Raw genomic sequence first — 25,359 nt, 5'->3', positions numbered from 1 at the left:
GCACAGGTTATTGCGCCCTCCATTGCCGATAAATACGATGGATCGACCGTATTTATTTCATAAGGCGCAACAATGGACACCCTGGATGCCATGCGCGTGTTCGTCGCGGTGGTCGAACGCAACGGCTTCAGCGCCGCCGCACAGGCGCTGGACATGTCCACGGCCGGTGTCACCCGCCAGGTCGCTGCACTGGAAAAGCGCCTGTCCACCCGCCTGCTCCACCGCACCACCCGCCGGGTCAGCCCGACCAGCGCCGGTGCCGCCTACTACGCGCAGTGCGTGCGCCTGCTGGCCGAGTTCGATGCGCTTGAGGCCAGCATCGGCGCACAGGCGCTGGAGCCGTCCGGCACGCTGCGCATCAACGCACCGGTCAGCTGGGGCATCGCCCGCCTCGGTCCGTTGCTGGCCGGATACCGCGAGCGCTTCCCACAGGTCGAACTGGATCTGGCGCTGTCCGACCGCCTGGTGGACATGGTCGAAGAAGGCTACGACGTGGCCATCCGCATCACCCGCGAACCGGGCCCGAGCCTGATCGCGCGACGCCTGGGCCAGTCGCGGATCAGCCTGTGTGCCGCACCGGCCTACCTGGCCGCACACGGAACACCGCAGGCCCCCGAGGATCTGCAGACCCACGCCTGCCTCGGTTACAGCTACTGGGCCGCCGGCGACCACTGGCCCCTGCAGGGACCGGGTGGCGAAGTGAAGGTTGCAGTGACCACCCTGCTGCGTGCCAACAATGGCGACGTCCTGCGCGAAGCGGCGATTGCCGGCATGGGCGTGATCCTGCAGCCGGACTTCCTGTTGCACGAGGCGCTGGCCGATGGCCGCCTGGTGCGCATCCTGCCCGGATGGGAAGCTGAGCCGATCGGCATCTTCGCCGTCTACACCAGCCGCAGCCATCTCGCCCCAAGGTGCGCAGCTTCATCGACTACCTGGTGGAACGCGGGGTGTAAGCGCGCGTCCGCCGGGCATGGCCCGGCGCTACCAGCGGCGCGCCCATGACACGGTAGCGCCGGGCCATGCCCGGCGAAGCGCGAAGCACGCCCATGACACGGTAGCGCCGGGCCATGCCCGGCGAGCGCGAAGCGCGCCCATGACACGGCAGCGCCGGGCCATGCCCGGCGAAGCGCGAAGCGTGGCCTAGGCGACCACCTCATCCAGCTGCGCGATGATCTTTTCCAGCGGTGCCGGCCGCCCCAGCAGGTAGCCCTGCACCTGGTCGCAGCCATGCGCGGCCAGCCAGTCAAGCTGTCCCGGCGTCTCCACGCCCTCGGCGATGATCGTCAGCCCCATGCTGTGGCCCAGCGACAGCAGTGCCCGGCAGATCGACGCGTTGCGCGGATTGGTCTCCACGTCGGCGACGAAACTGCGATCGATCTTCAGGACGTCCAGCGGCAGGTGCTGCAGGTAGGACATGCTCGAGTAGCCGGTACCGAAATCGTCCAGCGACACGCGGATGCCCTGCTCGTGCAGGCGCTGCATGGTCTGCATCGCCTGTGCCGGCTTGCGCATCAAGCTGCTCTCGGTCAGCTCCACGTGCAATGCACCACGGGCCAGGCCGAAATCCTGCTGCGCGCGGGCGAACTCGGCCACCAGATCGCTGTTGAAGAACTGCACCGCCGACACATTGACCGCGATCGACAGCTCGCCCCAGCCGGCTTCGACCAGACGCCGCTGCGCCTGTGCCGCCGCGCGGATCACCCAGCGCCCCAACGCCAGGATCAGGCCGGTGTCCTCGCACAACTGGATGAACTCGCTGGGCGGGATGAAGCTGCCGTCGGCCTGCGGCCAGCGCAGCAGGGCTTCCAGTGACGCCGGGCTGCCATCGCTGGCGTGCCGGATCGGTTGGAAGTACAGCTGGAATTCGTTGTCGATGGCCGCGTGGATGCGCCCGGCCAGGCGCAGGCGGTCGGCCAGGCGGATGGTCACCGCCGCATCGAACCAGGCCACCACGTTGCCTTCGGCGCGGGCCGCGTGCGCCGCCTGCGCGGCCATGCCGATCGACTGTTCGGCACTGTGGCCTGCATCGGCGTCATGTACGGCCACACCAATGCGGGGTTCGAACTGGTGCAGCGAATCCTGGCCGCGCATCGGTGCCGAGACGATCTGCAGCAGATCGTCCAGCACGCGCTGGGTGTTGTGTTCCGGCGCGATCGCCAGCACGAAATCCTCCGCCGGCTGGAACGCCAGCAGGCCGAAGCGCGCGCCCAGCCCGCCCAGGCGCGAGGCCATCGACTGCAGTACCGCATCACCGATCTCGCGGCCCAGCGTATCGGCCACCAGCTGCAGCCCGCGCAGCTGCACATAGGCGATGGTGTAGGCGCCAGCCTGCTCGTCCAGCTGTTCGCTCAGTGCGCGCACGTTGAGCAGGCCGGTGGCCGGGTTGTGGCGTGCGTGATAGGCCAGGTCGCGTTCGTAGGCCAGCCGCTCGCTGACATCCTCGGCCAGCACCAGGCACGCGGGCTGGCCATCGAAATCCAGCTGCGACAGGTGCACGCGCACTTCGAACACCGTGCCATCCTTGCGCTGGTGCAGGCGCACCGCAGCGTCCTGCAGTTCACCATTGCGCACCTGCGCGATCGCGCCCTTGACCTCGTCCCAGCCCTCGCGTGGGCGGATGTCGAGGATGCTCATCGCCAGGAATTCGTCGCGGCTGTAGCCGTACTGCTGCACGGCCGCCTCGTTGACCTCGATGAAGCGCAAGGTGTCCGGATCGAACACCCAGAATGGCGCGGGGTTGCGATCGAACAACAGGCGGAAGCGGCGTTCAACCTGGCGCATCTGCTCGCGTGCCTGGTAGCGCTCGCTGAGGTCGGTCAGTGCGCCGATCATGCGCCGCTGCCGGTCGGCCACCGCCACCCGCTGGCCGCGCGCGGCGACCCAGCGCACGGCACCACCGGGCAGCACCAGGCGGAATTCTTCGTCGAGTACTGCGCTGCCGGCGAAGGCCTGGTCGAAGGCCTGCTGCATGCGTGCGCTGTCATCGTGGTGCACGCGGGCGAAGAATTCGGCCACCGGCAGCGCATCGGTCTGCACGCCGAAGATCTCGCGCGCCAGCGGCGACCAGCGCAGCAGCGCAGCGTCTTCGTCGACGTACCAGGTGCATACGCGGCCCACCTGATGGGCCAGGCGCAGCTCGGCGTGGCCGGTGCGCAGTTCTTCGGCCATCGACTGCTGCCGGTGGGTGCTGCGGCGCACCGCGTACAGCAGCACCAGCAGCAGCGCCACGTAGGCCAGCATGATGGCGATCGCCGCCTGCAGATACGGCCACCACGGCGCCAGCACGTCTTCGTCGGCCAGGCCGACCTGCACCGCCAATGGACTGCGCTCAAGGGTGCTGATGGTGGAGATGCGCGGTATCTGGTCCACCGCGCCGGGAATGCTGCCCAGTTCGACCACTGCCTGCCGGCCCAGCAGCGTGCGTGCCGGCAGCGTGTAACGGCGGCCGACGGTGCCGTGCGGATCGGGGACACGGGCCAGCATGTAGCCATCGGCGTCGCTGATCGAGGCCAGGCCACTGGGCCCCACATCCAGACCGCCCACGATCCGCTGCAGTTCGCCGCAGCGCAGCCGTGCCAGCAGCCAGCGATCGCCAGCCATCGGCAGCGCCAGCGGCACCACCCAGCCACCGTCGCTGGCACGCTGCGGCGGCCCGATGTACAGCGCGCTTCCCTGCCCCCGTCGCTGCGGATCGGTCCACAGTGGCAGCTGCAGGTCGCCCTTGCCGGCGATCAGGGCGCGGCCATAGGTATCGAGCACGACGATGCTGTGCAGTTCGGCGTGCCGGCGCAGCACGCCGGCCATGGCGGCGTCCACCAGCGCAGGCGCCTGCGCAGGCACCGTGCGGAACAGCTCGGCCGCATCGGCGGCGATGCCGGCCATCGCCCGTTCCAGGTTGCGCAGCTCCAGTGCCAGCAGGCGCTCGCTGCCTATCGCCAGCGCCCGGCTCTGCCGCTGCGCGGCTTCCAGCCGGCGCTGGTAATCGTTGGCCAGCATCGCGGCCAGGCCGGCCGCCAGCAGCACGCCCAGCACTACGCCGCCCCAGGTAATGGCACGCAACGGCCGGGCCAGCGCGTGTCTCAGCGCCGGCATCGGTCGGTCTTCCCTGTGCAGTCGGCTGGCTTCATGCGCGAACGATTCCTCCACATCCCCGACCTCAACGGCCGGCGGACGCCATTCTTGACGCCTCGACCCGTCCTGCATGCGCCCTCCCCCAGGTGCTGCAGACATCCAGCCCGCAGCATGCACCACGCCAGTGACCGCGTGAAGATCGCTGCGGCGTGTTCAGCCAGATCACGCACAATGCTGGCCTTGCCGAGCACGTCCAGCCGGCCCGCAGCGGATTAGACTTGGAGTTTTCCGCCGCAAGAGAAGTCCATGTCCAAGCTGCGCCGCCCCACCCTGGCACTGGCCATCGTTGCCAGCCTGTCCCTGGCCGCCTGCGACCGCCCGGCCGATCCGGCCGCCGGCACCGCCGCACCGGCCGAGGCGACCCCTGCTGCCGCCAAGCCGATGCTGGGCAGCTTCGGTTTCGATGCCAGTGGCATGGACCGCAGCATCGCCGCCGGTGACGACTTCTTTGGTTTCGCCAACGGCAGCTGGGTGAAGAACACCGAAATTCCGGCCGACCGCTCGCGCTTCGGCAGCTTCAACGTGATTGCCGAGAAGACCCAGGCCGACACCCGCGCGATCCTGGAAGGCGCTGCCGGCAACGCCCAGGCCAGCGGCGAAGACAAGCTGATCGGCGACTACTACGCCGCCTACATGGACGAGGCCGGCATCGAGCAGCGCGGTCTGGCACCGGTGCAGCCGCAGCTGAAGAACATCGATGCGATCGCCGACAAGGCCGGCCTGGCCCGCGCCCTCGGCGGCGACGTGCGCGCCGACGTCGACCTGCTCAATGCCACCAACTTCTACACCGACCGCCTGTTCGGCCTGTGGGTGTCGGTGGACCTGCTGCAGCCGGACCGTACCGCGCCGTACCTGGTGCAGGGCGGCCTGGGCATGCCGGACCGCGATTTCTACCTGGGCGGTGGCCGCATGGCCGACCTGCGCAAGCAGTACCAGGCCTACATCGCGCAGGTGCTGCAGCTGGCCGGCGTGGCCGACCCGGCCGGCAAGGCGCAGCGCATCCTCGCCCTGGAAACGAAGATCGCCCAGGCGCATGCCACGCAGGAAGAAACAAATGACGTGACCAAGGGCGCCAACCCCTGGACCCAGGCCGACTTCAACGCCAAGGCCCCGGGCATGGACTGGGCCGCGTTCCTGGACGCCGCCAAGCTTGGCCAGCAGCAGGACTTCATCGTGTGGCAGCCCAAGGCCGTGGCCGGCCTGTCCAAGCTGGTGGCCACCGAGCCGCTGGATGCCTGGAAGGACTACATGACCTTCCACGCGCTGGACCGCGCCGCTGCCTACCTGCCGAAGAAGTTCGCCGACGCGCGCTTCGCCTTCCACGGCACCGCGCTGAGCGGTACGCCGCAGCAGAGCGACCGCTGGAAGCGTGCCGTGGATGACGCCAACCATGCCGTCGGCGAGGCCATCGGCAAGCGTTACGTCGAAAAGCACTTCGATGCCAGGACCAAGGAACGTGCCGATGAGATGGCCAAGAACATCATCGCCGCCTTCGCCAAGCGCATCGATGCACTGGCCTGGATGTCACCGCAGACCAAGGCCAGCGCCAAGGCCAAGGTGGCCGGCCTGACCGTGGGCATGGGCTATCCGGACAAGTGGCGCGACTACACCGGCCTGGACATCCGTCGTGATGATCCGCTGGGCAATGCGCAGCGCGCCGAGCTGTTCGAGTACCAGCGCAACATCGCCAAGCTGGGCAAGCCGGTCGACCACAGCGAGTGGGCGATGCTACCGCAGACCATCAATGCGATGAACGTGCCGCTGGAAAACCGCCTGGTGTTCCCGGCGGCGATCCTGCAGCCGCCGTTCTTCGACGGTGCCGCCGACGACGCAGTGAACTACGGTGCGATCGGCGCGGTGATCGGCCACGAAATCAGCCATGGCTTCGACAACGCCGGTGCGTTGTTCGACGACACCGGCAAGCTGCACAACTGGTGGACGGCCGAAGACCTCAAGCAGTTCAACGCAGCCGGCGATGCACTGGCCGCGCAGTTCAGCAGCTACGAGCCGTTCCCGGGTGTACATGTGAACGGCAAGCTGACGCTGGGCGAGAACATCGCCGATGTCGCCGGCCTGGGTACCGCCTACGACGCCTACCAGCTGTCGCTGCAGGGCAAGCCGGGCCAGACCCTGGAAGGTTTCACCCCGGACCAGCGCTTCTTCCTCGGCTTCGCCCAGGCCTGGCGCAGCAAGAGCCGCGAGCAGGCGCTGCGCAATTCGCTGTTGACCGACGTGCATGCACCGGGCCAGTTCCGCGCGTTGACGGTGCGCAACATCGATGCCTGGTACCCGGCGTTTGAAGTCAAGGAAGGCCAGAAGCTGTACCTGGCCCCGGACAAGCGGGTCAAGGTGTGGTGATGTAACGCAGACGGGCGCCGAAAGGCGCCCGTTTTATTTCCATGGGTAGACGCCAACCTTGGTTGGCGTTCTTCCGCCATCCACGCATCGCATGGATGGGAACCGCGGCAAAGCGCACCGACCAAGGTCGGCGTTTACCGGGGCAATGCCGGCCACTCGCGCAACGATTCCACCGGCACATCCACGCGGGCGCAGGCGCGGCTGGCCAAGCCATCGGGCAGCGCGCGGCGGAACAGCGGCGCCATGCCCTGCATCAGCTTCGCCGAAGCTGCGGCCTGCGCACGCTGGCGCGTGCTGCGCTCGAGCATGCCCTCAGCCCAGTCCGGCAGCAGCGCGGCACCGGCACCGAGGAATATCTCGCGCGACAGGCCGGGCACCGGCACCGGCAGGCGCACGCCGGACAGCACCTGCAGCACTTCGCGTGAGCGTTCGTCCACCACCAGCTCCGGCTGCCGTGCACAGAAATACGCATCCACTTCCGCTGCACTGCGTGGTACGTCCACCGCGCCCAGCGCTTCGGCCACGCAGCGGTACTCGTCGTAATAGCGGTCGGCGATCGCGGCAGGCACCTCGCGCCCGTAGCGGCGATAGCCCTGCAGGAAGCCGTAGGCCTCGGTCACGTGCACCCACGTCAGCAGGTGCGGATCATCGGCGGCATACGGCTCACCCTGCGCGGTATGCCCGCGGACCTGCGCGTGGATGCGCCGCACCTTGGCCACCAGCGCTTCCACCTCGCGCGCCGGCGCGTAGCTGGTGCCGGCCACGAAAGCAGTGGTACGGCGCAGGCGGCCGACCAGGTCCTGGCGGAAATTGGAATGATCGTAGACACCGGCCAGCGCGCGCGGATGCAGCGTCTGCAGCATCAGCGCACACAGACCGCCGGCCAGCATCGAGGGCAGCTCAGCGTGCATCCGCCAGGTCACGCTGTCCGGCCCGAACCAGCCGGGATCGCCCAGTGGATGGTCGTAGTCGATGCCGCTCTGGCCACGCGGAAACGCATCCAGGACCCAGCGCCGGATCGGCGCGGTGACGGGGCGGGAAAGACGGTGCAGCAAGGGCGGCATCACGGGTCCAGATCGGCGGAGGGACGGACCGCGTCCTGCGCGGTTCCCCCCGATTCTGGTCGATCACGACCGGCACAGCGAGCCCATCCGCTCAGCGTCGGTTTCATGTGCGCGCGCAGCACATTTCACCCTGCGACATCCTGTCGCAGGCCACGCGAGCAATGCTGCGTCGCAACAATATTCACCTGTTCAGGCTGAGCCCTTGTGCCGCGTGGCCTTGAGGCCATTGCACCGCTCGCTGGAAGTGCTAGAACTGAACCCGCCACACCGTCCACTGCAGATCGCCGCACGTTCCACAAGGAGCCAGCCATGATTGCTTTGTTCAAGGGTTTGGGATTACTGCTTCGCGACAACGAGCTCTACAGCAGCCCGTTCGAAAAACAGGTCGCGCACTGGCGCAGCCTCAGCGAACAGCAGATCCGCGATGAAGTGGCGGTGCTGGCCCAGGCCAAGTGCCAATGGCTGATTGCTTCGATCGTCGGATGGCAGGCAGCTTCACTGCTGATCCTCGGCCTGATCACCAATTACCTGTGGCGCGACGATTACCACATCACCTTCACCCGCGTGGTCGTGGTGTTCGGCTCGTGGATCTCGATCCTGTTCGTGATCTGGTTCATGGCCAACATGTTCGACCGCACAGCGGGCTTCGAACGCTGGATGAAGGCCTTCAACAGCCGCGCCCGCATCACCTCCAAGGCCGACAGCGTCGAGCACGTGGCCGAAGCGCTGGACCTGGCTGAACATTATCCGGAAGTGCTGGACTACAAGCAGGCGGTCACCTCCAGGCGCGAGCTGCGCCATGAGGACATCCGCATCATGACCGAGATCGGGCGCATGAAGCAGCACTCCGAACTGGTAGGTCGCCTGAATCATGTCGGTGAAACCGAACACCATCACGACATGACGCTGCAGCCGGCCTACTGAGCCGGACCCAATCCGGGGGGAGCCACAATGCCACCGTGCTCAGTCACGGTGGCATTGTTCTTTCTGCACGTTGCTGACGCACTGGCGGAAGTCCTTCGGCAGGCCGCTGACCTGTTCGGTCTTGCCTGTGGCCACCGCGAACCGGCGCAGCGGCGGCGTCGCGCAGGCGGTGTCGGTGCTGCAGCCCGGCGCCAGCACCAGGTAATGGCATTGGCCACTGCTGCTGGCGATGCATTCGAAATGCGCCACGCCATCGACCACCGTGCTCTTGCTGTACAGCGTGTCCACGCCATTGGCATTGGTGCGGGTGATGGAGGTGCTGCTGGACTTCTCGCAGCCGGCGATGGCCAGCACGGCGACACCTGCAAGCAGGATACGGCGCATGTTCGTTCCTCGGTGGATGGAAATGGCTGCGGCTACATGCCGCGGAACAGGCTCATGAACGGTTGGCTGACCACCAGGGTTTCGGCACGCTGGCGCAGGCGCAGCACGCCACGCCCGGTGTCGTCGCGGCTGACCGCTGCCACCGCCTTCATGTTGACGATGGTCGAGCGATGCACCTGGCGGAAGTGCAGCGGATCAAGCACTTCCAGCAGTTCGCGCAGCGGTGTGCGCAGCAGGCTTTCGCCGGCGGCAGTGACCACGGTGGTGTACTTGTTGTCAGCACGGAAATAGATCACATCGTCGAGCATGATCAGCTGCGTATCGCGGCCGTTGCTGGCGGTGATCCAGGCCAGGGGCGGCCGATCGTTGACGACCGGGCCTGCACCCAGGCGCTGCAGCAGGCGCTCCAGCACCGCATCGTCCTGGCGCGTGGATGGCAGCCGCGAAAGAATGCGATCGCGCGTGGCCAGCAGCCGTTCGTCACTGACCGGCTTGAGCAGGTAATCCATCGCGCCCTGCTCGAAGGCATCGATGGCGTACTGGTCGTAGGCAGTCACGAACACCACCTGCGTGCGCGGGCTCAGTTCGGCCAATGACCGCGCCACTTCGATGCCGCTGATGCCGGGCATGCGGATGTCGAGGAAGGCGATGTCCGGCTGCTTCTCGGCCAGCTGTTCCAGTGCACTGGCACCGTCCTCGCATTCGGCCACCAGCTTCAGCTCCGGCCACAGGCGTCCGAGCTGCTCGACCAGCGAGTGCCGCAGCAGCTCCTCGTCTTCGGCGATCAGCGCTTCAAGCGGCATGGCTGCGCTCCTTGGCCGACTGCGGCAGGGTCATGGTAGCGGCTACGCCACTGGGGAAATTGGCCACGATCGCTACACCGGCCTGCTCGCCGCAGGTCAGCCGCAAGCGCTCGCGCAGGTTCTTCAGGCCGATGCCGGTGCCGCTGGTGCCCTGTCCGAAACCCAGCCCATCGTCGGCGACCGTCACGGTGACATGGTCATCGAAACCCCGCGCGAGGATCCAGATCGTGCCGCCGCCGGGCTTGGGCTCCAGGCCGTGCTTGATCGCGTTCTCGACCAGGGTCTGCAGCGCCATCGCCGGCAGCTTCACTTCGTGCAGTTCGGTGGGCACCTGCACTTCCACTGCCAGCCGTGCACCCATGCGGATGCGCAGGATTTCCAGATAGGCGCGGGTACGTTCCAGCTCCACGCCCAGCGTGGAAACCGATTCGTCCACCTGCGGCAGCGAACTGCGCAGGTACTGGATCAGGTGGCCAAGCATCTGCTCGGCGCGCGCCGGGTCGGTGCGGGTCAGCACCTGTGCATTGGCCAGCGAGTTGTACAGGAAGTGCGGCTCGACCTGCGCGTGCAGCAGGTTCAAGCGCGCGACCGACAGTTCCTTTTCCACCTGGGTCTGTTCGGCAGCGGCCTGCTCGTCGCGGCGCTGGTCGGCCACGCGGCGGCTGATCGCACGGGTCACCGCCTCGGCGTTCTCATAGTTGCTGCCTTCATCCAGTGCCAGCAGATCGGCCCACCAGCCGGCGTCCGGTTCGAACAGCAGGGTGACGGTGCTGGTGCCCTGCCCCGGCGTTACCGTGGCCAGCACGCTGTTGCGTTTGATCGCCAGCCGCGCCGGCAGGTTCCAGCGCGACGGTTGCCTGCCGTTCCACAGGTCGACGCGCCGCACATAGGCACGCACCTGCAGACTGCCAGCAGAACTCTCCACCTCTTCCACCCGCGGCAGTTCGCCGACGGCAGCCTCGACCACTGCGAAGGCCTGGCCGGCATCCATCGGCAGTTCGATCTGCCGGCGCTGGCGGCCCGACAACGTGGCGCCATCGAGGCGACCGGCCACCAGCCAGACCCGGCGCACGTGGGTGATCGCGCTGCCCAGCGCGGAAATCATCAGGAACATCACCAGCAGCCCGAACACCCAGCCCGGGCCGTCGTTCATGCCGCTGAAGATGCCACTCCAGACCATGCCGGCAACGAACAGCGCCGCGGCCCAGGCCAGCAGATGACGGATGATGAGGGAGAAGCTGGCGATCACGGCGGCGCCTTGGTGGAAGGGGTGAGCCGAGCATAGAGCGGCCCTTCGGGCAAACAAGCGATGTGCGACGAAGACCGGGAAAGGGTGGATGGAACCGGTTCTGGTAGTGCCGGCCGCTGGCCGGCTCCCCATCGCTTCCGGAAGCCTCCCCGGTTGCCGGCCAGCGGCCGGCAACCGGGGAGGCGCCGGGTGAGCCCGGCGCATTCCCTTATCTGCGCTGGTCGGCGCTGGCGTCACGCACGGCGCGGAACGCCTCGTCCCTGCTCCAGTTCGGCCAGCTGCGCGAGTTGGCCAGCTGGTTGCCCAGGGTGTACAGCACTTCCAGGTCGCGCGCAGCGCCTGCAAACACCCAGTCCGGCTGCCACTCGTCGCCCTGCTGGTGGTAACGCTTGGCGGTGTAGTCCTCGGACGCCTTCCTGCCCGCCGCGACGCCACCGTCCACCCAGTCCTGCCCGGCCGACCACGACAGCGCGGGCACGCCACGCTTGGCGAACGGGAAGTGGTCGGAGCGGAAGAACAGGCCGGCTTCCGGCTTCGGGTCCGGCGTGTAGCGGATGTCCCAGCCCTTGGCCACGTCCTTCAGCTGGTCCAGCAGCTCGAAGCGCGCAGCGCCGTAGATGCCGAAATCGCGCGACGGGCCGAACGGCGCCATGCCGTCCATGTTGATCATCGCCACGGTCTTTTCCAGCGGGTACAGCGGGTGCGTTGCGTAGTACTCCGAACCCAGCAGGCCCTTCTCCTCGGCGGTTACCGCCAGGAACACGACCGAACGCTGCGGACGCGGTGCCTTGGCGAAGCCACGCGCCAGTTCGATCAGCGAGGCGGTGCCGCTGGCGTTGTCCAGCGCGCCGTTGAAGATGCGGTCGCCGCGTGCGTCAGGCTCGCCCACGCCGATGTGGTCCCAATGGGCGCTGTAGATGACGGTCTCGTCCGGATGCGTGCTGCCTTCCAGGCGCGCGGCCACGTTGTGCGAGGTGATCACTTCGGTCTTCACCGCGTACTTCGCATCCAGGCTGGCGCCGGTCAGCGGCACCGGGGTGAAGTCGCGCTGCTGCGCCTTCTTCTTCAGCGCCTCGAAATCCTGCCCGGCCGAGCGGAACAGTTCCACTGCCAGATCGCGCTGGATCCAGCCTTCCAGCAGCGGATGACTGTCAGCCGGATTGTCGCGCACCACGTCGAACATGGTGTTGGTGTTGGAGCCGGCCACCGTGGCCCAGCCATACGACGCCGGGGCGGTCTCATGCACGATCAGCACACCGAGTGCGCCCTGGCGTGCGCCTTCTTCGTACTTGTACGGCCAACGGCCATACCAGGTCATGCCCTTGCCGTCGAAGTCGCCCTTGCCGGTTTCGAAGTCCGGGTCGTTGATCAGCACGACGGCGATCTTGCCTTTCAGGTCCACGCCCTTGAAGTCGTCCCAGTTGCGCTCCGGCGCCTTTACGCCATAGCCGAGGAACACCAGCGGTGCCTTGCTGATATCCACGTTGGTGGCGCCATTCATGGCTGCACGCACGGCGATCTGCTTGCCCTGCTCCAGCGCGATGGTCTTGCCGCCCTGCTGCAGCGACAGCTGCGGGGTGCCGACGATGTCGCCCTTGCGCAGCGGCACGGCCTGGGTCCACAGGCGCTTGCCGTCCTTCAGGTCGCCGCCGGGCTGCAGGCCGGCGTCGGCGAACTGCTTGCTGAGGAAGGCGATGGTCTTCTGTTCGCCGGCGGTGGCCGGGGAGCGGCCTTCGTAGGCGTCGGAGGCCAGTTCCTTGACGTCGGCGGAGATCCGCGCGCCATCGAATTTCGGGGTGGCCGCCATCAGTGCGCTCGACACCGACAGGGCCAGCACGCCCAGTACTACTCGCTTCATTGCTCTCTCCAGCAGGGAAATCGTTCTGGAGTGTAAGGGGTTCGGCCGCACGACGCGCGACGCGCGCAGCGGCCCGGCAACTGCCGGAACAGCGCCCTCAGGCAGCACGCTGGTGCTCACCGACCACGAGCGTGTGCCGGATCCCGATCGCTTCAATTGCTTGAGGGCACGCCGGCCCGGCGCAGCAGCAGGGCCCGCTCTGCCTGGTTCTGGCTCAAGGCCGCCGCCGAGGCGAACGCATCCCGCGCATCCTGCTCCCGGCCCAGCTGCTGCAACAGTTCACCGCGCACCACCATCAGCGGTGCGTAGCCCTGCAGGCGTGGCTCATCCAGCAGCGGCTGCAACAGTGCCCATGCCGCGAACGCGCCTTCGCTGCGCGACACCGCCACCACCCGGTTCAATGCCACCACCGGCGATGGCGTCACCTGCAGCAGCTGCGCATACAGTGCAGCGATGCGCGCCCAGTCGGTGTCTTCGGCACGCCGCGCACTGGCATGGCAGAAAGCGATCCGCGCCTGCAGTACATAGGGGTCATCGCCACCGCCCGCCGACACCGCACGCGCCAGTGCCTGCTGGCCGCGTTCGATCTGCAGCCAGTCCCAGCGCGCCCGGTTCTGCTGGTCCAGCAGGATCGGCGCACCCTGCGCATCCACCCGTGCCGCCGCGCGCGAGGCCTGCAGTTCCATCAGCGCCAACAGACCCAGTACCGGCGGCACCGGCATGCGATGGGCGAGGATGCGCGCCAGCCGCAGCGCCTCGGCGCACAGCGCCGGTCGCATCCAGTCGTCGCCTGCACTGGCTGCATAGCCTTCGTTGAACACCAGGTAGATCGCCTCCAGCACCGAGGCCAGTCGCTCCGGCAATGCATCGGCACGCGGCACTTCGTAGGGGATCTGCTTCTGCGCCAACGTGCGCTTGGCACGCACGATGCGCTGGGCGATGGTTGGTTCCGGCTGCAGGAACGCGCGGGCGATCTCGGTCGTGGTCAGCCCGCCCAGCAGGCGCAGGCTCAGCGCTACCCGCGCGTCGGCAGGCAGGACTGGATGGCAGGCCACGAACATCAGCCGCAGCAGGTCATCGCCGATGTCGTCTTCCAGCGCCTGGCTGTCGTCCGGCGCGGGCAATGCGGCCGGATGCAGTTCCTCCCCCCATTGCGCATGCTGCTGCGCCACCCGACGGTGCTGGCGCAGCACATCGATGGCACGGTTGCGCGCGGTGGTCATCAGCCAGGCTCCAGGATTGTCCGGGATGCCCTGCACCGGCCAACGCTCCAGCGCGGCCAGCCAGGTGTCCTGGGCCAGCTCTTCGGCACGACCGACATCGCCGCCGAGCAGGCGCGCCAGGCGCGCGATCAACACTGGCGATTCCATCCGCCAGAGGGTGTCCAGGCGCTGGCTCAGGGCGGGCTCGTGCATGCGCCGATCACAGCATGCGGGCCCGGCCCGCACAAGCGCCGGCGTTCACGCTTCCACGATCGGCTTGAAGCCGCCCCAGAACATGCGCTTGGTATCGAACGGCATGTCCTTCGGGCCGATATGCGCCAGCCGCGGGTCGGCCATCACCTTCTTGTTGATGCGGTCGCGCGCGGCACGCGTGCGGAACACCACGAAGGCCACGATCACCGTTTCGCCCGGCTTGAGCTTCACTGCCTGCGGGAACGAGGTCGATTTGCCGGATTGCACGTCATCGGCCACGCATTCCATGTACTGCAGCGCGCCATGGTCCTTCCACACTGCGCCGGCCTGGCGGGCAAGGCGGCGATAGGCCGCCACCTTGTTCTGCGGGCACGGCAATACGTAAGCATCCACGTAAGCCATGGGGATTCTCCCTGCGGCGGCCGTCAGCCCGGCTCGCCGTCCATGTGTGCGATTTCCCAGAGATGCCCATCCAGGTCCTGGAAGCCGCGCTGGTACATGAAACCGTAGTCGCGCGCCGGTTGCGGTTCGCTGGCACCGGCGGCCAGCGCCTTGTCCACCATGGCGTCCACCGCCTTGCGGCTGTCAGCCGACAGGCAGGTGATCACCTCGGTCTGCGCATGCGCATCGGCGATGCCCTTGGTGGTGAACTGCTGGAAGAACGGCTTGACCAGCAGCATCACGAAGATGCTCTCGCTGACCACCATGCAGGCGGCGTTCTCGTCGGTGAAGGCCGGGTTGAAGCTGTAGCCCAGCGCGGCGAAGAACGCCTTGGCTTTTTCCAGATCCTGCACGGGCAGGTTGACGAAGATCATCTGCGGTTGCGGTGTACTCATCGGTGCGGTTCCCTGCGATGGATGGAGAAAAGGAAAATCAGGGCTGCTTCATGCAGTTGACCATCCACGGCTTGCCGTAGCGGTCGGTCAACATGCCCCAGCGGTGCGCCCAGAACGTTTCGGCGATCGGCATCTGCACCTGGCCACCCTCGGCCAGCGCCGCGAAAACGCGCTCGGCTTCTTCGATGCTGTCCACGTCGACGTTGATGGTGGTCGAACCGCCCTCGCCGCCACCGGGACCATCGGCCGCCATCAGGATCGCTGCGCCGATCTCCAGCTGGCTGTGGGCCACATGGTCGAGGGTGTCGGCCGGCATTTCATTGCAGCCCGGCGAGCCGTCGGACGGCGGCATGTCGCGGTACTTCATCTCCGACGTGACCTGGCCGCCAAGTGCCTTGGCATAGAACGCCATTGCGTCGTGGGCCTGGCCGCTGAAGCCGAGGAAGGGAATCAGTTTCATGGGAATGCTCCGTAGGATGGGATGAATGCGCGGCCACGCTCAGGCACGGTCGAGCTGCTCACGCAGACGCTGTTCCTGCTGCTGCAATTCAGGGGTGAAGGCTTCGCCGAAGTCTTCGGCCGAGATCAGCGGGCGCAGTTCGAGGGCACCGCCCGCGCCGAAGGGCGCACGGCTGGCCCATTCGGTGGCCTCGTCCAGCGAGCGCACCTCCCACAGCCAGAACCCGGCGATCTGCTCGCCGGCCGGGCCGAACGGGCCGCTCTCGACCCGGGGCGTACCACCGCCGAAATGGACGCGCCGGCCGCGCTGGGTGGCATGCAGGCCTTCCCCGGCGAGCATGATGCCGGCGGCCACCAGTTGTTCGTTGTAGGCGCCCATGGTGGCCAGTTCCTGTTCGCTGGGCATGCGCCCGGCTTCGGAATCGGCGTTGGCTTTGACGATCACCATCACTTTCATTGCGGTCTCCGCTGGGCTGCGGGTGCGTGCCCTTCCCTCTTACAACGAACCAGGGGCGCGAGGATCGACACCGTCGTGCAAATTATTTTTCATGCGGAGAGCGCGCCTTCGGCGGGGATCGGCGAACGGCGGGGCCCCTCCGTGGTGGGGTGGGGTTGGTCGCTGAAAGCTGGGTTTCCGAGTGAAGGCTGGGCGGGTGGGATTGGCGGGGACGCCGTGAATCCGTCCCTGGAGGCTTAGCCGCGCCATCCATGGCGCGGATACCCCGCCAACCCCACCCGCCCAGCCCCAGACAGATTCCGGTGGCCGATCCACCACGGGAAGATCAAGAAAAAAGGCAGAAGCAACAGCAACAGCAAAAGCGGTTGGCTGGCAACCTTCGCTTTGCGAGCGAAGCGACCCGCGTTTGCCTTTTCCTGTGATTTCCCGTGGTGGACGCCGCAGGAACCTGTCCGTGGCCGGGCGGGTGGGTTGCGCAGGGGCGTAAGCGCCATGGATGGCGCGCCCGAGCCTACAAGGACGTATTCACGGCGTCCCCTGCGCAGCCCACCCGCCCGGCCAACCCGCAGAGATGCAGCTCTTCACGACCAACCCCACCACGGAGGGGCCCCGCCCTTCGCCGATCCCCGCCGAAGGCGCGCTTCCCGCTCTGCCTTTCGCAGTGCAGCATGCCCCCGCGCAAACCTGCGCGATCATGGTCCCCCGCCCCCGCCAGGACTCCGCCATGCAGCAGTACCTGCTTCTGATCTACATCGACCCGTCACTGCTGCGCACACTGCCTATCGACGACTTCAATACGTTGATGCGCGACTGCCTCGCCCATGCCGACAAACTGCAGGCCGAAGGCACCTTGCTGGCCGCGCAGAAACTGCAGCCGATCGAATCGGCGCAGACCCTGCGCGTGCGCGATGGCCACAGCCGGGTACTCGATGGCCCCTTCGCCGAAACCCGCGAACTGCTGGCCGGCTTCAACCTGATCGTCGCCCGTGACCGCGATGAGGCCATGCGTATCGCCCAGGGCTTTCCGTGGGCCCGCTTCGGCAGCATCGAGGTGCGGCCGCTGGAAGACATGGACGCCGAGCGCGAACGCTGCGGCGCCCCGGCCGCGGCTATGGCAGCAGCCGTACCCTGATGTCGCGCGGGCCCACGCCTTCGTTGCCGCTGTAGTCGCGTGCACTGGCACGCACGATGTACTCGCCCGGCGGCAACGCCGCCGGCTGCCAGCGACCGGTTTCCATCAGCCCATCGCGCACGGTGTTGGTCACCAGATAACGGAAGCGGGTGACCGCGCTGCCATGCACGGTGATGCCGCTGTCGGGTGCGTAAGCCACTTTCACCGCCTGCTTCTGCGGTGGCATGCGGTTGAAGACGATGTTCCAGCGCGGCTGCTCGTAGCCCTGCAGCGGCTGACCGGCGGCATCGAGGATCTGGTAGCCCACCTGGTACGGCCCCAGCCGGCGACGCGGCAGGTTGTTGTCCACCTGGTCCCAGGCCTCCACCACGATCTGCACGCCGCGTCCCTGCCGGGCCAGCATCACCACGCCATCGCTGCCAGCGGCCAGCGGCTGGTCGTTATCGTCCAGCAGCGCCACATTGGTGATGCGCGGCGCGAAGTGGTCGGCATAGCCCTTGAACCCCAGCGCCACCGCATTGGTCTCGAAACCGCCATTGCCCACCGCCAGGTGCACGTGGGCCTGGTTGTTGATGCTGCCCAGGCGGTCGCCGACGTGGATCCGGGTACCGCGGCGCACGCGGATGCGCTCCAGCGTGCCGTCTTCGGCGTACAGCGGCTGCCAGCGCGCGTCGAACGGTTCGCCGCGTGGCGTACGACCGACCCGCATGTGGATGTACTTCAACCGGTCCACGGCCAGGCCCTCAGCCTGTCCACCCAGGCTCCAGGCAGCGATCGGGCTGCTGATCTTGCCCTCGGCGATCGCCAGTACGGTCTGGCCGACATCGCCGCGCACATCGAAACCACCGTGCAGGTGGTGGCGGCTCTCGCCCTGGAAGGTGCCGCGCACCTCGCCGAGTGTGCCCACCACTTCGTGCCAGCCATCCTGCGGTGCCAGTGGCCAGCGTCCGTCAGTGTCCGGCAGCGCCGCGTCCGAGGCCGGGCCCACCAGCGCCGGTGCGGGCAGTTCACCCACCGGCAACGGGCGCAGGCGATGCAGGCGATACGCCGCGGAATCGGCCACCAGCAGGGTGCCGTCGGCGTCCACCGCCAGACCGCTGGGGCGCGCCAGGCGTGGCAGGCGGTCATTGCCCAGCAGTGCCAGCTGATGCCCCTGCGGGGTCACCTGCACGATGCGTCCATCCAGGTCACCCACGTACAGCACGCCGTCATGCGTGGTGGCCAGTGACAGCGGGCCATTGATGACCTCCCCGCGGCCAACGACGGTGCTGACCATGCCATCGGCGCCGACGCGACGCACCGCGTTGTTGAACAGATCGGCCACCAGCAGTGCGCCGTGCGCATCGAACGCCAGCGCCACCGGTGTATCGAAACGAGCGTCAGTGCCAAGCGCATCGGCGAAGCCCGGGCGATCACCGCCGGCCAGCGTACGCACGTTGCCATCGGTACCGATCACCCGGATGCGGTCGTTCCAGGTATCGGCCACATAGACCTGTCCCTGCACATCCACGGCAATGCCCATCGGCCCATCGAAACGCGCCTGGGCAGCAGGACCATCGGCGAAGCCCTGCTGGCCGCCGGCCAGCGTCGTCACCTGGCCGTCGGTGCTGATGCGGCGGATCGCATGATTGCCGGTGTCGGCCACATACAGGTTGCCCTGCGCATCGGCGGCAATGCCCGAAGGGGTATTGAAACTGGCCTGCAGCGCAGGTCCGTCGACACGTCCCTCACCCTGCCCCGCCAAGGTTTCGATACGGCCATCGGCCAGCCGGCGGCGGATGCGGTTGTTGTCACCGGCATCAGTGAAATAGACGCTGCCGTCAGCACTGCCCAGCAGCGCGTAGGGATCGGCGAAGCGTGCCTGCGCCGAGGCGCCATCGCGATCACCCGGATGACCGTCGCCGGCCAGCAGCTCGATCTGTGCGGTCCACCCCAGCGGCGTGGGTACTGGGCCTGTCGGCGCCTGCGGGCTGGAGGTGGGAAATTCCCACCACGTGGCCGCCAGGGCCAGCGCTGTTGCCACCACCACTCCACCCACCGCCATCCCTTGCCACCGCGCCATCGTCCCGTTTGCCTGTGCTTGCATGTAGAGCCACGCACGATAATCGCTGCGCCTACGCAGCGCCACGGCCGATGGTCAGGGCCGTGTCACGGTGCTTGTCCTGCGCTGCCGCAGCGGGTTCAATGTCCGCTCCATGGACGGAGGCCCCCATGCCCCGCTGCACCCTACTCCTCGTGCTGCTGCTTGCCGCACTGACCAGCGTGACCGCCTCGGCAAATGCGCCGCTGACGCCCGCTGCCTACGCGCAGCAGTGGGATACGGCCATCGAGCAGTCCCGCCGCGGCAATACGCTGGCCGCGCTGATCGCCATGGAACGGCTGATGGACAGCCCGTTGCTGGCCGACTTCGATGCCGAGCGCCGCGGCCGCGCCGCGCAGTTTGCCGGCTGGACAGCAGCAAAACAGAAGCAGCCGGCGCTGGCACGGCGCTATCTGCAGCAGGCGCTGCAGGCATTGCCGGGCGATGCGTACATCCTGTCCACACTGGTGTCGCTGGACCTCAACGATGACCAGCCGGCAGCGGCGGTCAAGCATCTGACACAAGCGCTGGCGCACGCCGACGGCCCGCTGCCGATCGACCATCACGCCATCAGCTACCTGCAGTTCCACCTGCGTGAACAGCCTGTACAGCGCATGGCGCTGCTGCAGGCGCTGTTCGACAACGGCTGGAAGAACGCCGGCACCGAACCCACCGCGCTGTGGCTGGACCTGGCCACGCTGCAGGCCGACAACGGTCGCGGCGATGCCATCCCGGCCACGCTGGCGCGCATCGACAGCCCGGCCGAACTGATCCGCCTGCGCAGCGACAAGCGCTTCGACCGCTATGTGGACCGAGCCGATGCACGCTTCGATCCGGTCAAGGCCGCACAGCGCCATCTGGATGCCCTGCGTCTATCGGGCCTGCTGGATGATGACCTCGATGCACGCCTGGTGGATTTCAGCAGCACGCTGCTGATGCTGGACCGAAACGAGGAAGTCCTGGCGCTGACCGATGATCTGGCCGAGGCCGTTGCGGAAGGACAGTCGCCGTCCGCTGCCAGAGCGGAGTGGTTGGCGTGGCTGCTCAACAGCCGCGTCGCGGCGCTGCGCCGCCTGGGGCGCACCGATGAAGTGCTGGAGACGGCCAAGCTCGCCGCACGCATCGGCGCGCTTGGGCCGGATGATCTGGAGCACCAGATGAATGTCGCCTTCGTGCTCAGCTCACTGGGCAAGGCGCAGGAAGCAGGCGCCGCGATGGCCACGTTGAGCGATCTGAGCGGCTATGGCCAGGCCGCACAGGCAGTGATCCAATTCGCCGCTGCCCGCCAGCGCGGTGATGCCGCCGCTGCCGCCGCAGCACGTGCGGTCATCGTCGACCAGCGCCAGGACGCGCGCCTGTTCCATCGCGAGATGCTGCTGGAAGAAGGTGATCTGGATGGGGCCGCAGCCGTGCTGATCGAGCAGTTGCGCTCGCCGCTGGAGCGCAGCGATGCGCTGGCCAGCCTGCAGGACATGCGCGTGTATCCCTCGTTGCCGGGCGATGTACGCATCGATGCCGCGTGGCGCGAGCTCAAACAGCGTGCCGACGTACAGGCCGAAGTCTCGCGCGTCGGTCGCATCGAGCGCTACGACCTGGTGGGCAGCGCCACATCGCGTTGAGTACCGGCTACTTTGCTGGCACTTCGATACGGATGCCCATCGCTTCGCGGTAGCGCGTATACAGGGCCATCACCTTGTCCACATAGGCCAGGGTTTCGGCATACGGTGGCACGCCCTTGTAGCGCGCCACCGCACCGATGCCGGCGTTGTAGGCCGCCGCTGCCAGCGGACGGTCGCCGTTGTAGCGGCGCAGCAGCGCGCGCATATAGCGGGCGCCGCCGTCGATGGACTGCTGCGGCGAGAACGGGTCGCGCACGCCGTATTCCAGCGCGGTGTCCGGCATCAGCTGCATCACGCCCTGCGCGCCCTTGCTGGACACCGCCAGCGCGTCGAAATTGCTTTCGGCGTGGGCGATCGCCCGCAACCAGGCATCGTCCACGCCGGTGGCCTTGGCCGCCGCCTTGAACTGTTTTGCGTGCTGGGCCAGCTGCGGCTTGCCGACCTTGCCCAGGCCTTCGTGCGCCGGTTCGCCCGGCGGTGTGGCCACGGTGAACTTCAGGAACACCCGCGAGCCGGGCAGGTTGCGGGTGGAGTAGACAAGCTTGCCGTCCTGCTCGCGCTCGTACAGCACGCCACTGAACACGCCCATGTTGCCCCACAGGTTGGGGGTCTGCACGGCGCTGTCCTCGATCTCCTTCGGCGTGCAGCGCGAGCCGGGCTCCGGTGCGGTGGCCAGGCTGACGGTGTTGCCCTGCACGCAGCGGTAGACCGTGCGCGCAGCGGCCAGCCCTGGCCACAGGCCAGACAGCAGCAACAGCGCGACGAGGGCGGGACGGAGGGGCATGGCGGCGGGATGATCCGGCTGCGGCCGCTAACACTGAGTGAATGGGGGTTCGGCCGGGCGGCGCCCGGCACCCGCAGAAGCAACGGCAACGGCAACGGCAACAGCAACAGCAACTGCAACAGCGGGCTATCCGTGGGATGGCGGGGTGGGTCCGGTTGCGGGGGACGCCGTGAATACGTCCATGTAGGCTCGGTCGCCGCATCCATGCGGCTCACGCCCCCGCAACCGGACCCACCCCGCCTTCGACAGATTTCCGCGATCTGGGAACGGTCTTCTGTGCTGCTGTTGGTGGGTGTCGACCTTGGTCGACACGTGTAGATCCACGCCATGCGTGGATGGGACTCACCGGGGCCGTTGGATCTGTTGGCGAGGGTTGCTGACTACTGCGCCATCTCCTGCGGCGGCTGAAGGATGTCGACCACACGGCTGTTGGTGGGTGTCGACCTTGGTCGACACGTAGATCGACGCCATGCGTGGATGGGACTCACCGAGGCCGTGAGATCTGTTGACGAGGGTCTTGCTGACTATCTCGCCATCTTCCGCCGCAGCCAATAGCCGGCGCCCAGCAGCACGAACCACGCTGGGCTGGCCATCAGGGCCTGGCGGGTGTCGGCCTGCAGGCTCAGCAGCACCAGCACGGCGGCGAAGAACAGCAGGCAGGCCCAGCACATCGCCACGCCGCCGGGCATCTTGAAGATCGAGGCCGCGTGGCGCTCGGGGTAGCGGCGGCGGTAGACCATGTAGGCCACCAGGATCAGCGACCAGACGAAGATGAACAACACCGTCGCCAGGGTCGTCACCAGAGTGAAGGCGGTCACCAGGTTGGGGATCAGGTAGATCAGCAGGGTGCCACTCAGCAGGCACAGGCAGGAAAACAGCAGGCCCCGTGCCGGCACTGCAGCGCGCGAGAGCTTGGACAGGCCACGTGGCGCGTGGCCTTCTTCGGCCAGGCCATACAGCATGCGGCTGGTGGAGAAGATGCCGCTGTTGGCCGAGGACGTGGCCGAGGTCAGCACCACGAAGTTGATCAGGCTGGCGGCGGCGGGAATGCCGGCCAGCACGAACAGCTGCACGAACGGGCTCTTGTCCGGCACCACCTGGCGCCACGGGGTGACCGCCATGATCGCGATCAGCGCCAGCACGTAGAAGATGATGATGCGCACGGGGATCGAGTTGATCGCCTTGGGCAGGTTGCGCTCGGGGTCAGCCGTTTCCGCAGCGGTGGTGCCCACCAGTTCGATGCCGACGAAGGCGAACACCGCGATCTGGAAACCGGCGAAGAAGCCCACCAGGCCCATCGGGAACATGCCGCCGTCATTCCACAGGTTCGACAGCGATGCGGTGTGCCCGCTGGGCGAGGTGAAGCCCCAGGCCACCAGCCCGGCACCGGTGATGATCAGCGCGCAGATCGCCACGATCTTGATCAGCGCGAACCAGAACTCCATTTCGCCGAACAGCTTCACCGTCACCAGGTTCAACGACAGCAGCAGCATCACGCAGGCCAGCGCCGGTTTCCACGCTTCCAGTCCCGGGAACCAGAACTGCGCATAGGCGGCGATGGCGATCACGTCGGCGATGGCGGTGACGATCCAGCAGAACCAGTACGTCCACCCGCAGAAGAACCCGGCCCATGGGCCAAGCAGATCGGTGGAGAAATCGATGAAGGATTTGTACTGCAGGTTGGACAGCAGCAGCTCGCCCATCGCCCGCATCACGAAGAACAGCATCGCGCCGATGATCAGGTAGACGAACACGATGGACGGGCCGGCCAGGCTGATGGTCTTGCCCGAACCCATGAACAGGCCGGTACCGATGGCACCGCCGATGGCGATCAGCTGCAGGTGGCGGTTGGACAGGCTGCGGCGCAGGTGCTCGGGGGGCGTGGCGGGCTCGGTCATGGGCGCGGGAAGGGGCGGGTGAAGCGTTCGACGGTAGTCCTCCCGCTGCCACAACGCCAGCGCCGGACGGCCCAGAATCGTCAGCAAGTGTCACTTTCACCACAATGTGACCCGTTACCGCCTTTGGCCCATTCCGCCCAGCCCTGCGCCGTGTTCATATACCGCCATCGCCCAAAGACCGGCCCCGCCCATGTGTCCAGCCCTGCACACCTCTCTGGAGCCCCGGTCATGAGCCGACTGCGGGTCATCATCGGCGGCACCGTCCTGGCCGTGCTGGCCGCGGCAGTGCCGATCGCGGTCATGGTCTATGCCACCTGGGACCGTGCCGTAAGTGTCGAACAGCAGCGGCTGCATGCCATTGCCGAGCGCAGCCTGCGCCGTACCGAAGTGTCCTACCAGGAAGCGCTGGCGGCATTGAAGTCGGCCGAGGCCACCGTGCTGCCGCCCTGCGGGGCCGAACACATCCAGCGCATGCAGACCCTGGTGATGACCACGCCGTCGTCGGACCAGATGGGCTACTTCGAGGGCGGCAAGCTGCGCTGCACGTCGTGGGGGCCGTTCCAGCAGGATGTGGACCAGCCCACGCCGGACCACGTCACCAGCGATGGTGCCGGCATCACCGTCAACGTGCGCCCCGAGGCGGCGGGCCGGCGGCCGATGCTGTCCATGATGTACGGGTCCTACGACGTGCTGGTCGACCCTCGGCGCTTCGTCGACGTCATCGTCGATCCGGACGTGCGGCTGGCCCTGGCAAGTCCGGATGGGCGGCTGCTGACCCAGCAGGATGGCATGGACCCGGACCTGCTGCAGCGCCTGCTGCGTGAGCCCGGCGAGGGCCTGGACCGCGACACCCTGTATGCCAGCGCGCGCAGCGGTGAATGGCTGGCGATCGCCACGGCGCCGCGCACCGCGCTGGCGGCCACATTCCGGCAGCAGGCGTGGCTGTTCGTGCCCTTGGGACTGCTGATGGCCGCTGCCGGTGCCGGGCTGGTGATCTGGCTGTCGCGACGACGGCTGTCGATGCGCGGCGAACTGGGCATCGCCATCCGCCGCCGCGAACTCTACCTGCACTACCAGCCCATCATCGAACTGGACACCGGCATCTGCGTCGGCGCCGAAGCGCTGGTGCGCTGGCAGCGCCCCGACGGCACGCAGGTGCGTCCGGACCTGTTCATTCCCTTGGCCGAAGAAGCCGGAATGATCGCCGCCATCACCGACCTGGTGATCGACAATGTGGTTGCCGACATGCGTGAGCTGCTGGCCGAGGATCGCAGTGCACACATCGCGATCAACCTGGCGGCCGAGGACATCAGCAGCGGACGTGCGCTGAAGGTGATCTCCCAGCGCATGGCCGGCAGCGGCATCCTGCCGCAGCAGATCTGGCTGGAGGCTACCGAACATGGCTTCCTCGACATCGACCGTGCCCGCACCATGCTGGCCGCAGCGCGGCGCGCGGGCCACAGCGTGGCCATCGATGATTTCGGCGTCGGCTATTCCAGCCTGCAGTACCTGCAGCAGCTGCCGCTGGATGCGCTGAAGATCGACAAGTCCTTCGTCGATGCGATCGGCACTGAAAGCGCGACCAGCCCGGTCACACCGCACATCATCGGCATGGCCCGCGAGCTGGGCCTGTGGGTGGTGGCCGAAGGCGTGGAAACCGAAGCGCAGCTGGCCTACCTGCACAGCCAGCACGTGCAGTTCGGCCAGGGCTGGCTGTTCTCGCGGCCGTTGCCGCGCGATGAGTTCATCGCCTTCCACCGCAAGCGCCAGCAGCAGTACGGCGCAGCGCGGGAGCACATGCAGAATCCGCGCAGCGTGCCGTTCGAGCGCGAGCAGGCGGGGGAGTAGCCGGCGAACGGCGCCGCCCCTCGTGGTGGCTCGCTAAGAGCGGTTCGTGGGCTGGCCGGG

19 protein-coding genes and 1 pseudogene are annotated in these 25,359 nt (G+C 67.4%); 6 read left to right on the top strand and 14 right to left on the bottom strand.

The window, feature by feature from the left end:
• Positions 1-72: 72 nt before the first annotated feature.
• A pseudogene (locus D0Y85_RS02495) lies at positions 73-953 on the top strand (LysR family transcriptional regulator).
• A 187-nt stretch (positions 954-1,140) separates the two neighbouring features.
• Here the strand turns inward: D0Y85_RS02495 and D0Y85_RS02490 are convergent.
• Positions 1,141-4,203 (bottom strand): EAL domain-containing protein, encoded by a 3,063-nt coding sequence (locus D0Y85_RS02490; RefSeq protein WP_117309424.1) that lies wholly within the window; start codon positions 4,201-4,203, stop codon positions 1,141-1,143.
• A 174-nt stretch (positions 4,204-4,377) separates the two neighbouring features.
• Between D0Y85_RS02490 and D0Y85_RS02485 the strand changes: the two genes are divergently transcribed.
• Positions 4,378-6,489, top strand: a complete 2,112-nt coding sequence (locus D0Y85_RS02485; protein WP_117309423.1) for a M13 family metallopeptidase — start codon at positions 4,378-4,380, stop codon at positions 6,487-6,489.
• 134 nt (positions 6,490-6,623) lie between these two features.
• Here D0Y85_RS02485 and D0Y85_RS02480 read toward each other — a convergent pair whose 3' ends face one another.
• Positions 6,624-7,553: an oxygenase MpaB family protein gene (locus tag D0Y85_RS02480; protein WP_117309422.1), complete on the bottom strand. Its 930-nt coding sequence runs from the start codon at positions 7,551-7,553 to the stop codon at positions 6,624-6,626.
• Positions 7,554-7,862: 309 nt separating this feature from the next.
• Between D0Y85_RS02480 and D0Y85_RS02475 the strand changes: the two genes are divergently transcribed.
• Entirely contained in the window at positions 7,863-8,477 is a 615-nt protein-coding gene (locus D0Y85_RS02475) for a hypothetical protein (protein WP_117309421.1), read from the top strand.
• A gap of 39 nt (positions 8,478-8,516) precedes the next feature.
• Here D0Y85_RS02475 and D0Y85_RS02470 read toward each other — a convergent pair whose 3' ends face one another.
• The 9 genes from D0Y85_RS02470 to D0Y85_RS02430 form a co-directional block, all read right to left on the bottom strand.
• Positions 8,517-8,861 (bottom strand): hypothetical protein, encoded by a 345-nt coding sequence (locus tag D0Y85_RS02470; protein ID WP_117309420.1) that lies wholly within the window; start codon positions 8,859-8,861, stop codon positions 8,517-8,519.
• Positions 8,862-8,893: 32 nt separating this feature from the next.
• The gene (locus D0Y85_RS02465; protein ID WP_117309419.1) at positions 8,894-9,664 is read right to left on the bottom strand and encodes a LytTR family DNA-binding domain-containing protein; all 771 of its coding nucleotides are present in this window, start codon (positions 9,662-9,664) and stop codon (positions 8,894-8,896) included.
• A complete protein-coding gene (locus D0Y85_RS02460; protein ID WP_117309418.1) occupies positions 9,654-10,913 on the bottom strand; it encodes a histidine kinase in 1,260 nt (419 codons plus the stop codon). The genes D0Y85_RS02465 and D0Y85_RS02460 overlap by 11 nt, the downstream gene beginning before the upstream one ends.
• A 208-nt stretch (positions 10,914-11,121) precedes the next feature.
• Complete coding sequence (locus D0Y85_RS02455; RefSeq protein ID WP_117309417.1) at positions 11,122-12,771, bottom strand: M28 family metallopeptidase; 1,650 nt, start codon at positions 12,769-12,771, stop codon at positions 11,122-11,124.
• Between the two features lie 152 nt (positions 12,772-12,923).
• Positions 12,924-14,186: an RNA polymerase sigma factor gene (locus D0Y85_RS02450; RefSeq protein WP_117309416.1), complete on the bottom strand. Its 1,263-nt coding sequence runs from the start codon at positions 14,184-14,186 to the stop codon at positions 12,924-12,926.
• Between the two features lie 45 nt (positions 14,187-14,231).
• Positions 14,232-14,588 carry a DUF1428 domain-containing protein gene (locus D0Y85_RS02445; RefSeq protein WP_117309415.1) on the bottom strand — a complete coding sequence of 119 codons (357 nt, stop codon included), beginning with the start codon at positions 14,586-14,588 and terminating at the stop codon, positions 14,232-14,234.
• A 23-nt stretch (positions 14,589-14,611) separates the two neighbouring features.
• Complete coding sequence (locus tag D0Y85_RS02440; RefSeq protein ID WP_025878382.1) at positions 14,612-15,022, bottom strand: VOC family protein; 411 nt, start codon at positions 15,020-15,022, stop codon at positions 14,612-14,614.
• A 37-nt stretch (positions 15,023-15,059) separates the two neighbouring features.
• Positions 15,060-15,482: a VOC family protein gene (locus tag D0Y85_RS02435; protein WP_025878381.1), complete on the bottom strand. Its 423-nt coding sequence runs from the start codon at positions 15,480-15,482 to the stop codon at positions 15,060-15,062.
• Between the two features lie 39 nt (positions 15,483-15,521).
• A complete protein-coding gene (locus tag D0Y85_RS02430; protein ID WP_117309414.1) occupies positions 15,522-15,938 on the bottom strand; it encodes a YciI family protein in 417 nt (138 codons plus the stop codon).
• Between the two features lie 724 nt (positions 15,939-16,662).
• On the opposite strand from D0Y85_RS02430, the gene D0Y85_RS02425 reads away from it, so the two are divergent.
• Positions 16,663-17,070: a YciI family protein gene (locus D0Y85_RS02425; protein WP_049464203.1), complete on the top strand. Its 408-nt coding sequence runs from the start codon at positions 16,663-16,665 to the stop codon at positions 17,068-17,070.
• On the opposite strand, the gene D0Y85_RS02420 is transcribed toward D0Y85_RS02425, so the two are convergent.
• A complete protein-coding gene (locus tag D0Y85_RS02420) occupies positions 17,048-19,132 on the bottom strand; it encodes an NHL repeat-containing protein (RefSeq protein WP_117309413.1) in 2,085 nt (694 codons plus the stop codon). The genes D0Y85_RS02425 and D0Y85_RS02420 overlap by 23 nt on opposite strands.
• A 149-nt stretch (positions 19,133-19,281) precedes the next feature.
• On the opposite strand from D0Y85_RS02420, the gene D0Y85_RS02415 reads away from it, so the two are divergent.
• Positions 19,282-20,769, top strand: coding sequence for a hypothetical protein (locus D0Y85_RS02415; RefSeq protein ID WP_117309412.1), 1,488 nt, complete (start codon positions 19,282-19,284; stop codon positions 20,767-20,769).
• Between the two features lie 7 nt (positions 20,770-20,776).
• Here the strand turns inward: D0Y85_RS02415 and D0Y85_RS02410 are convergent, their stop codons facing one another.
• Positions 20,777-21,553 (bottom strand): lytic transglycosylase domain-containing protein, encoded by a 777-nt coding sequence (locus tag D0Y85_RS02410; protein WP_099782649.1) that lies wholly within the window; start codon positions 21,551-21,553, stop codon positions 20,777-20,779.
• A 524-nt stretch (positions 21,554-22,077) separates the two neighbouring features.
• On the bottom strand, positions 22,078-23,451 hold the full coding sequence (gene cycA / locus D0Y85_RS02405) for a D-serine/D-alanine/glycine transporter (protein WP_117309411.1): 1,374 nt from the start codon (positions 23,449-23,451) through the stop codon (positions 22,078-22,080).
• Positions 23,452-23,679: 228 nt separating this feature from the next.
• On the opposite strand from cycA, the gene D0Y85_RS02400 reads away from it, so the two are divergent.
• A complete protein-coding gene (locus D0Y85_RS02400; protein WP_117309410.1) occupies positions 23,680-25,299 on the top strand; it encodes an EAL domain-containing protein in 1,620 nt (539 codons plus the stop codon).
• The last annotated feature ends 60 nt before the right edge of the window (positions 25,300-25,359 follow it).

It is taken from the genome of Stenotrophomonas sp. G4 (genome assembly GCF_003428825.1).
Lineage (GTDB): Bacteria > Pseudomonadota > Gammaproteobacteria > Xanthomonadales > Xanthomonadaceae > Stenotrophomonas > Stenotrophomonas indicatrix.
This window is presented reverse-complemented; position numbering and strand designations above follow the sequence as displayed.

Bases quoted from the DNA above. Each gene is read 5' to 3' on its own strand.
- D0Y85_RS02490 (WP_117309424.1), bottom strand. From the start codon at position 4,203: ATGCAGGACGGGTCGAGGCGTCAAGAATGGCGTCCGCCGGCCGTTGAG.
- D0Y85_RS02430 (WP_117309414.1), bottom strand. From the start codon at position 15,938: ATGAAAGTGATGGTGATCGTCAAAGCCAACGCCGATTCCGAAGCCGGG.
- D0Y85_RS02475 (WP_117309421.1), top strand. From the start codon at position 7,863: ATGATTGCTTTGTTCAAGGGTTTGGGATTACTGCTTCGCGACAACGAG.
- D0Y85_RS02420 (WP_117309413.1), bottom strand. From the start codon at position 19,132: ATGGCGCGGTGGCAAGGGATGGCGGTGGGTGGAGTGGTGGTGGCAACA.
- D0Y85_RS02455 (WP_117309417.1), bottom strand. From the start codon at position 12,771: ATGAAGCGAGTAGTACTGGGCGTGCTGGCCCTGTCGGTGTCGAGCGCA.
- D0Y85_RS02470 (WP_117309420.1), bottom strand. From the start codon at position 8,861: ATGCGCCGTATCCTGCTTGCAGGTGTCGCCGTGCTGGCCATCGCCGGC.
- cycA (WP_117309411.1), bottom strand. From the start codon at position 23,451: ATGACCGAGCCCGCCACGCCCCCCGAGCACCTGCGCCGCAGCCTGTCC.
- D0Y85_RS02425 (WP_049464203.1), top strand. From the start codon at position 16,663: ATGCAGCAGTACCTGCTTCTGATCTACATCGACCCGTCACTGCTGCGC.
- D0Y85_RS02435 (WP_025878381.1), bottom strand. From the start codon at position 15,482: ATGAAACTGATTCCCTTCCTCGGCTTCAGCGGCCAGGCCCACGACGCA.
- D0Y85_RS02400 (WP_117309410.1), top strand. From the start codon at position 23,680: ATGAGCCGACTGCGGGTCATCATCGGCGGCACCGTCCTGGCCGTGCTG.
- D0Y85_RS02485 (WP_117309423.1), top strand. From the start codon at position 4,378: ATGTCCAAGCTGCGCCGCCCCACCCTGGCACTGGCCATCGTTGCCAGC.
- D0Y85_RS02450 (WP_117309416.1), bottom strand. From the start codon at position 14,186: ATGCACGAGCCCGCCCTGAGCCAGCGCCTGGACACCCTCTGGCGGATG.
- D0Y85_RS02465 (WP_117309419.1), bottom strand. From the start codon at position 9,664: ATGCCGCTTGAAGCGCTGATCGCCGAAGACGAGGAGCTGCTGCGGCAC.
- D0Y85_RS02480 (WP_117309422.1), bottom strand. From the start codon at position 7,553: ATGCCGCCCTTGCTGCACCGTCTTTCCCGCCCCGTCACCGCGCCGATC.
- D0Y85_RS02445 (WP_117309415.1), bottom strand. From the start codon at position 14,588: ATGGCTTACGTGGATGCTTACGTATTGCCGTGCCCGCAGAACAAGGTG.
- D0Y85_RS02440 (WP_025878382.1), bottom strand. From the start codon at position 15,022: ATGAGTACACCGCAACCGCAGATGATCTTCGTCAACCTGCCCGTGCAG.
- D0Y85_RS02410 (WP_099782649.1), bottom strand. From the start codon at position 21,553: ATGCCCCTCCGTCCCGCCCTCGTCGCGCTGTTGCTGCTGTCTGGCCTG.
- D0Y85_RS02415 (WP_117309412.1), top strand. From the start codon at position 19,282: ATGCCCCGCTGCACCCTACTCCTCGTGCTGCTGCTTGCCGCACTGACC.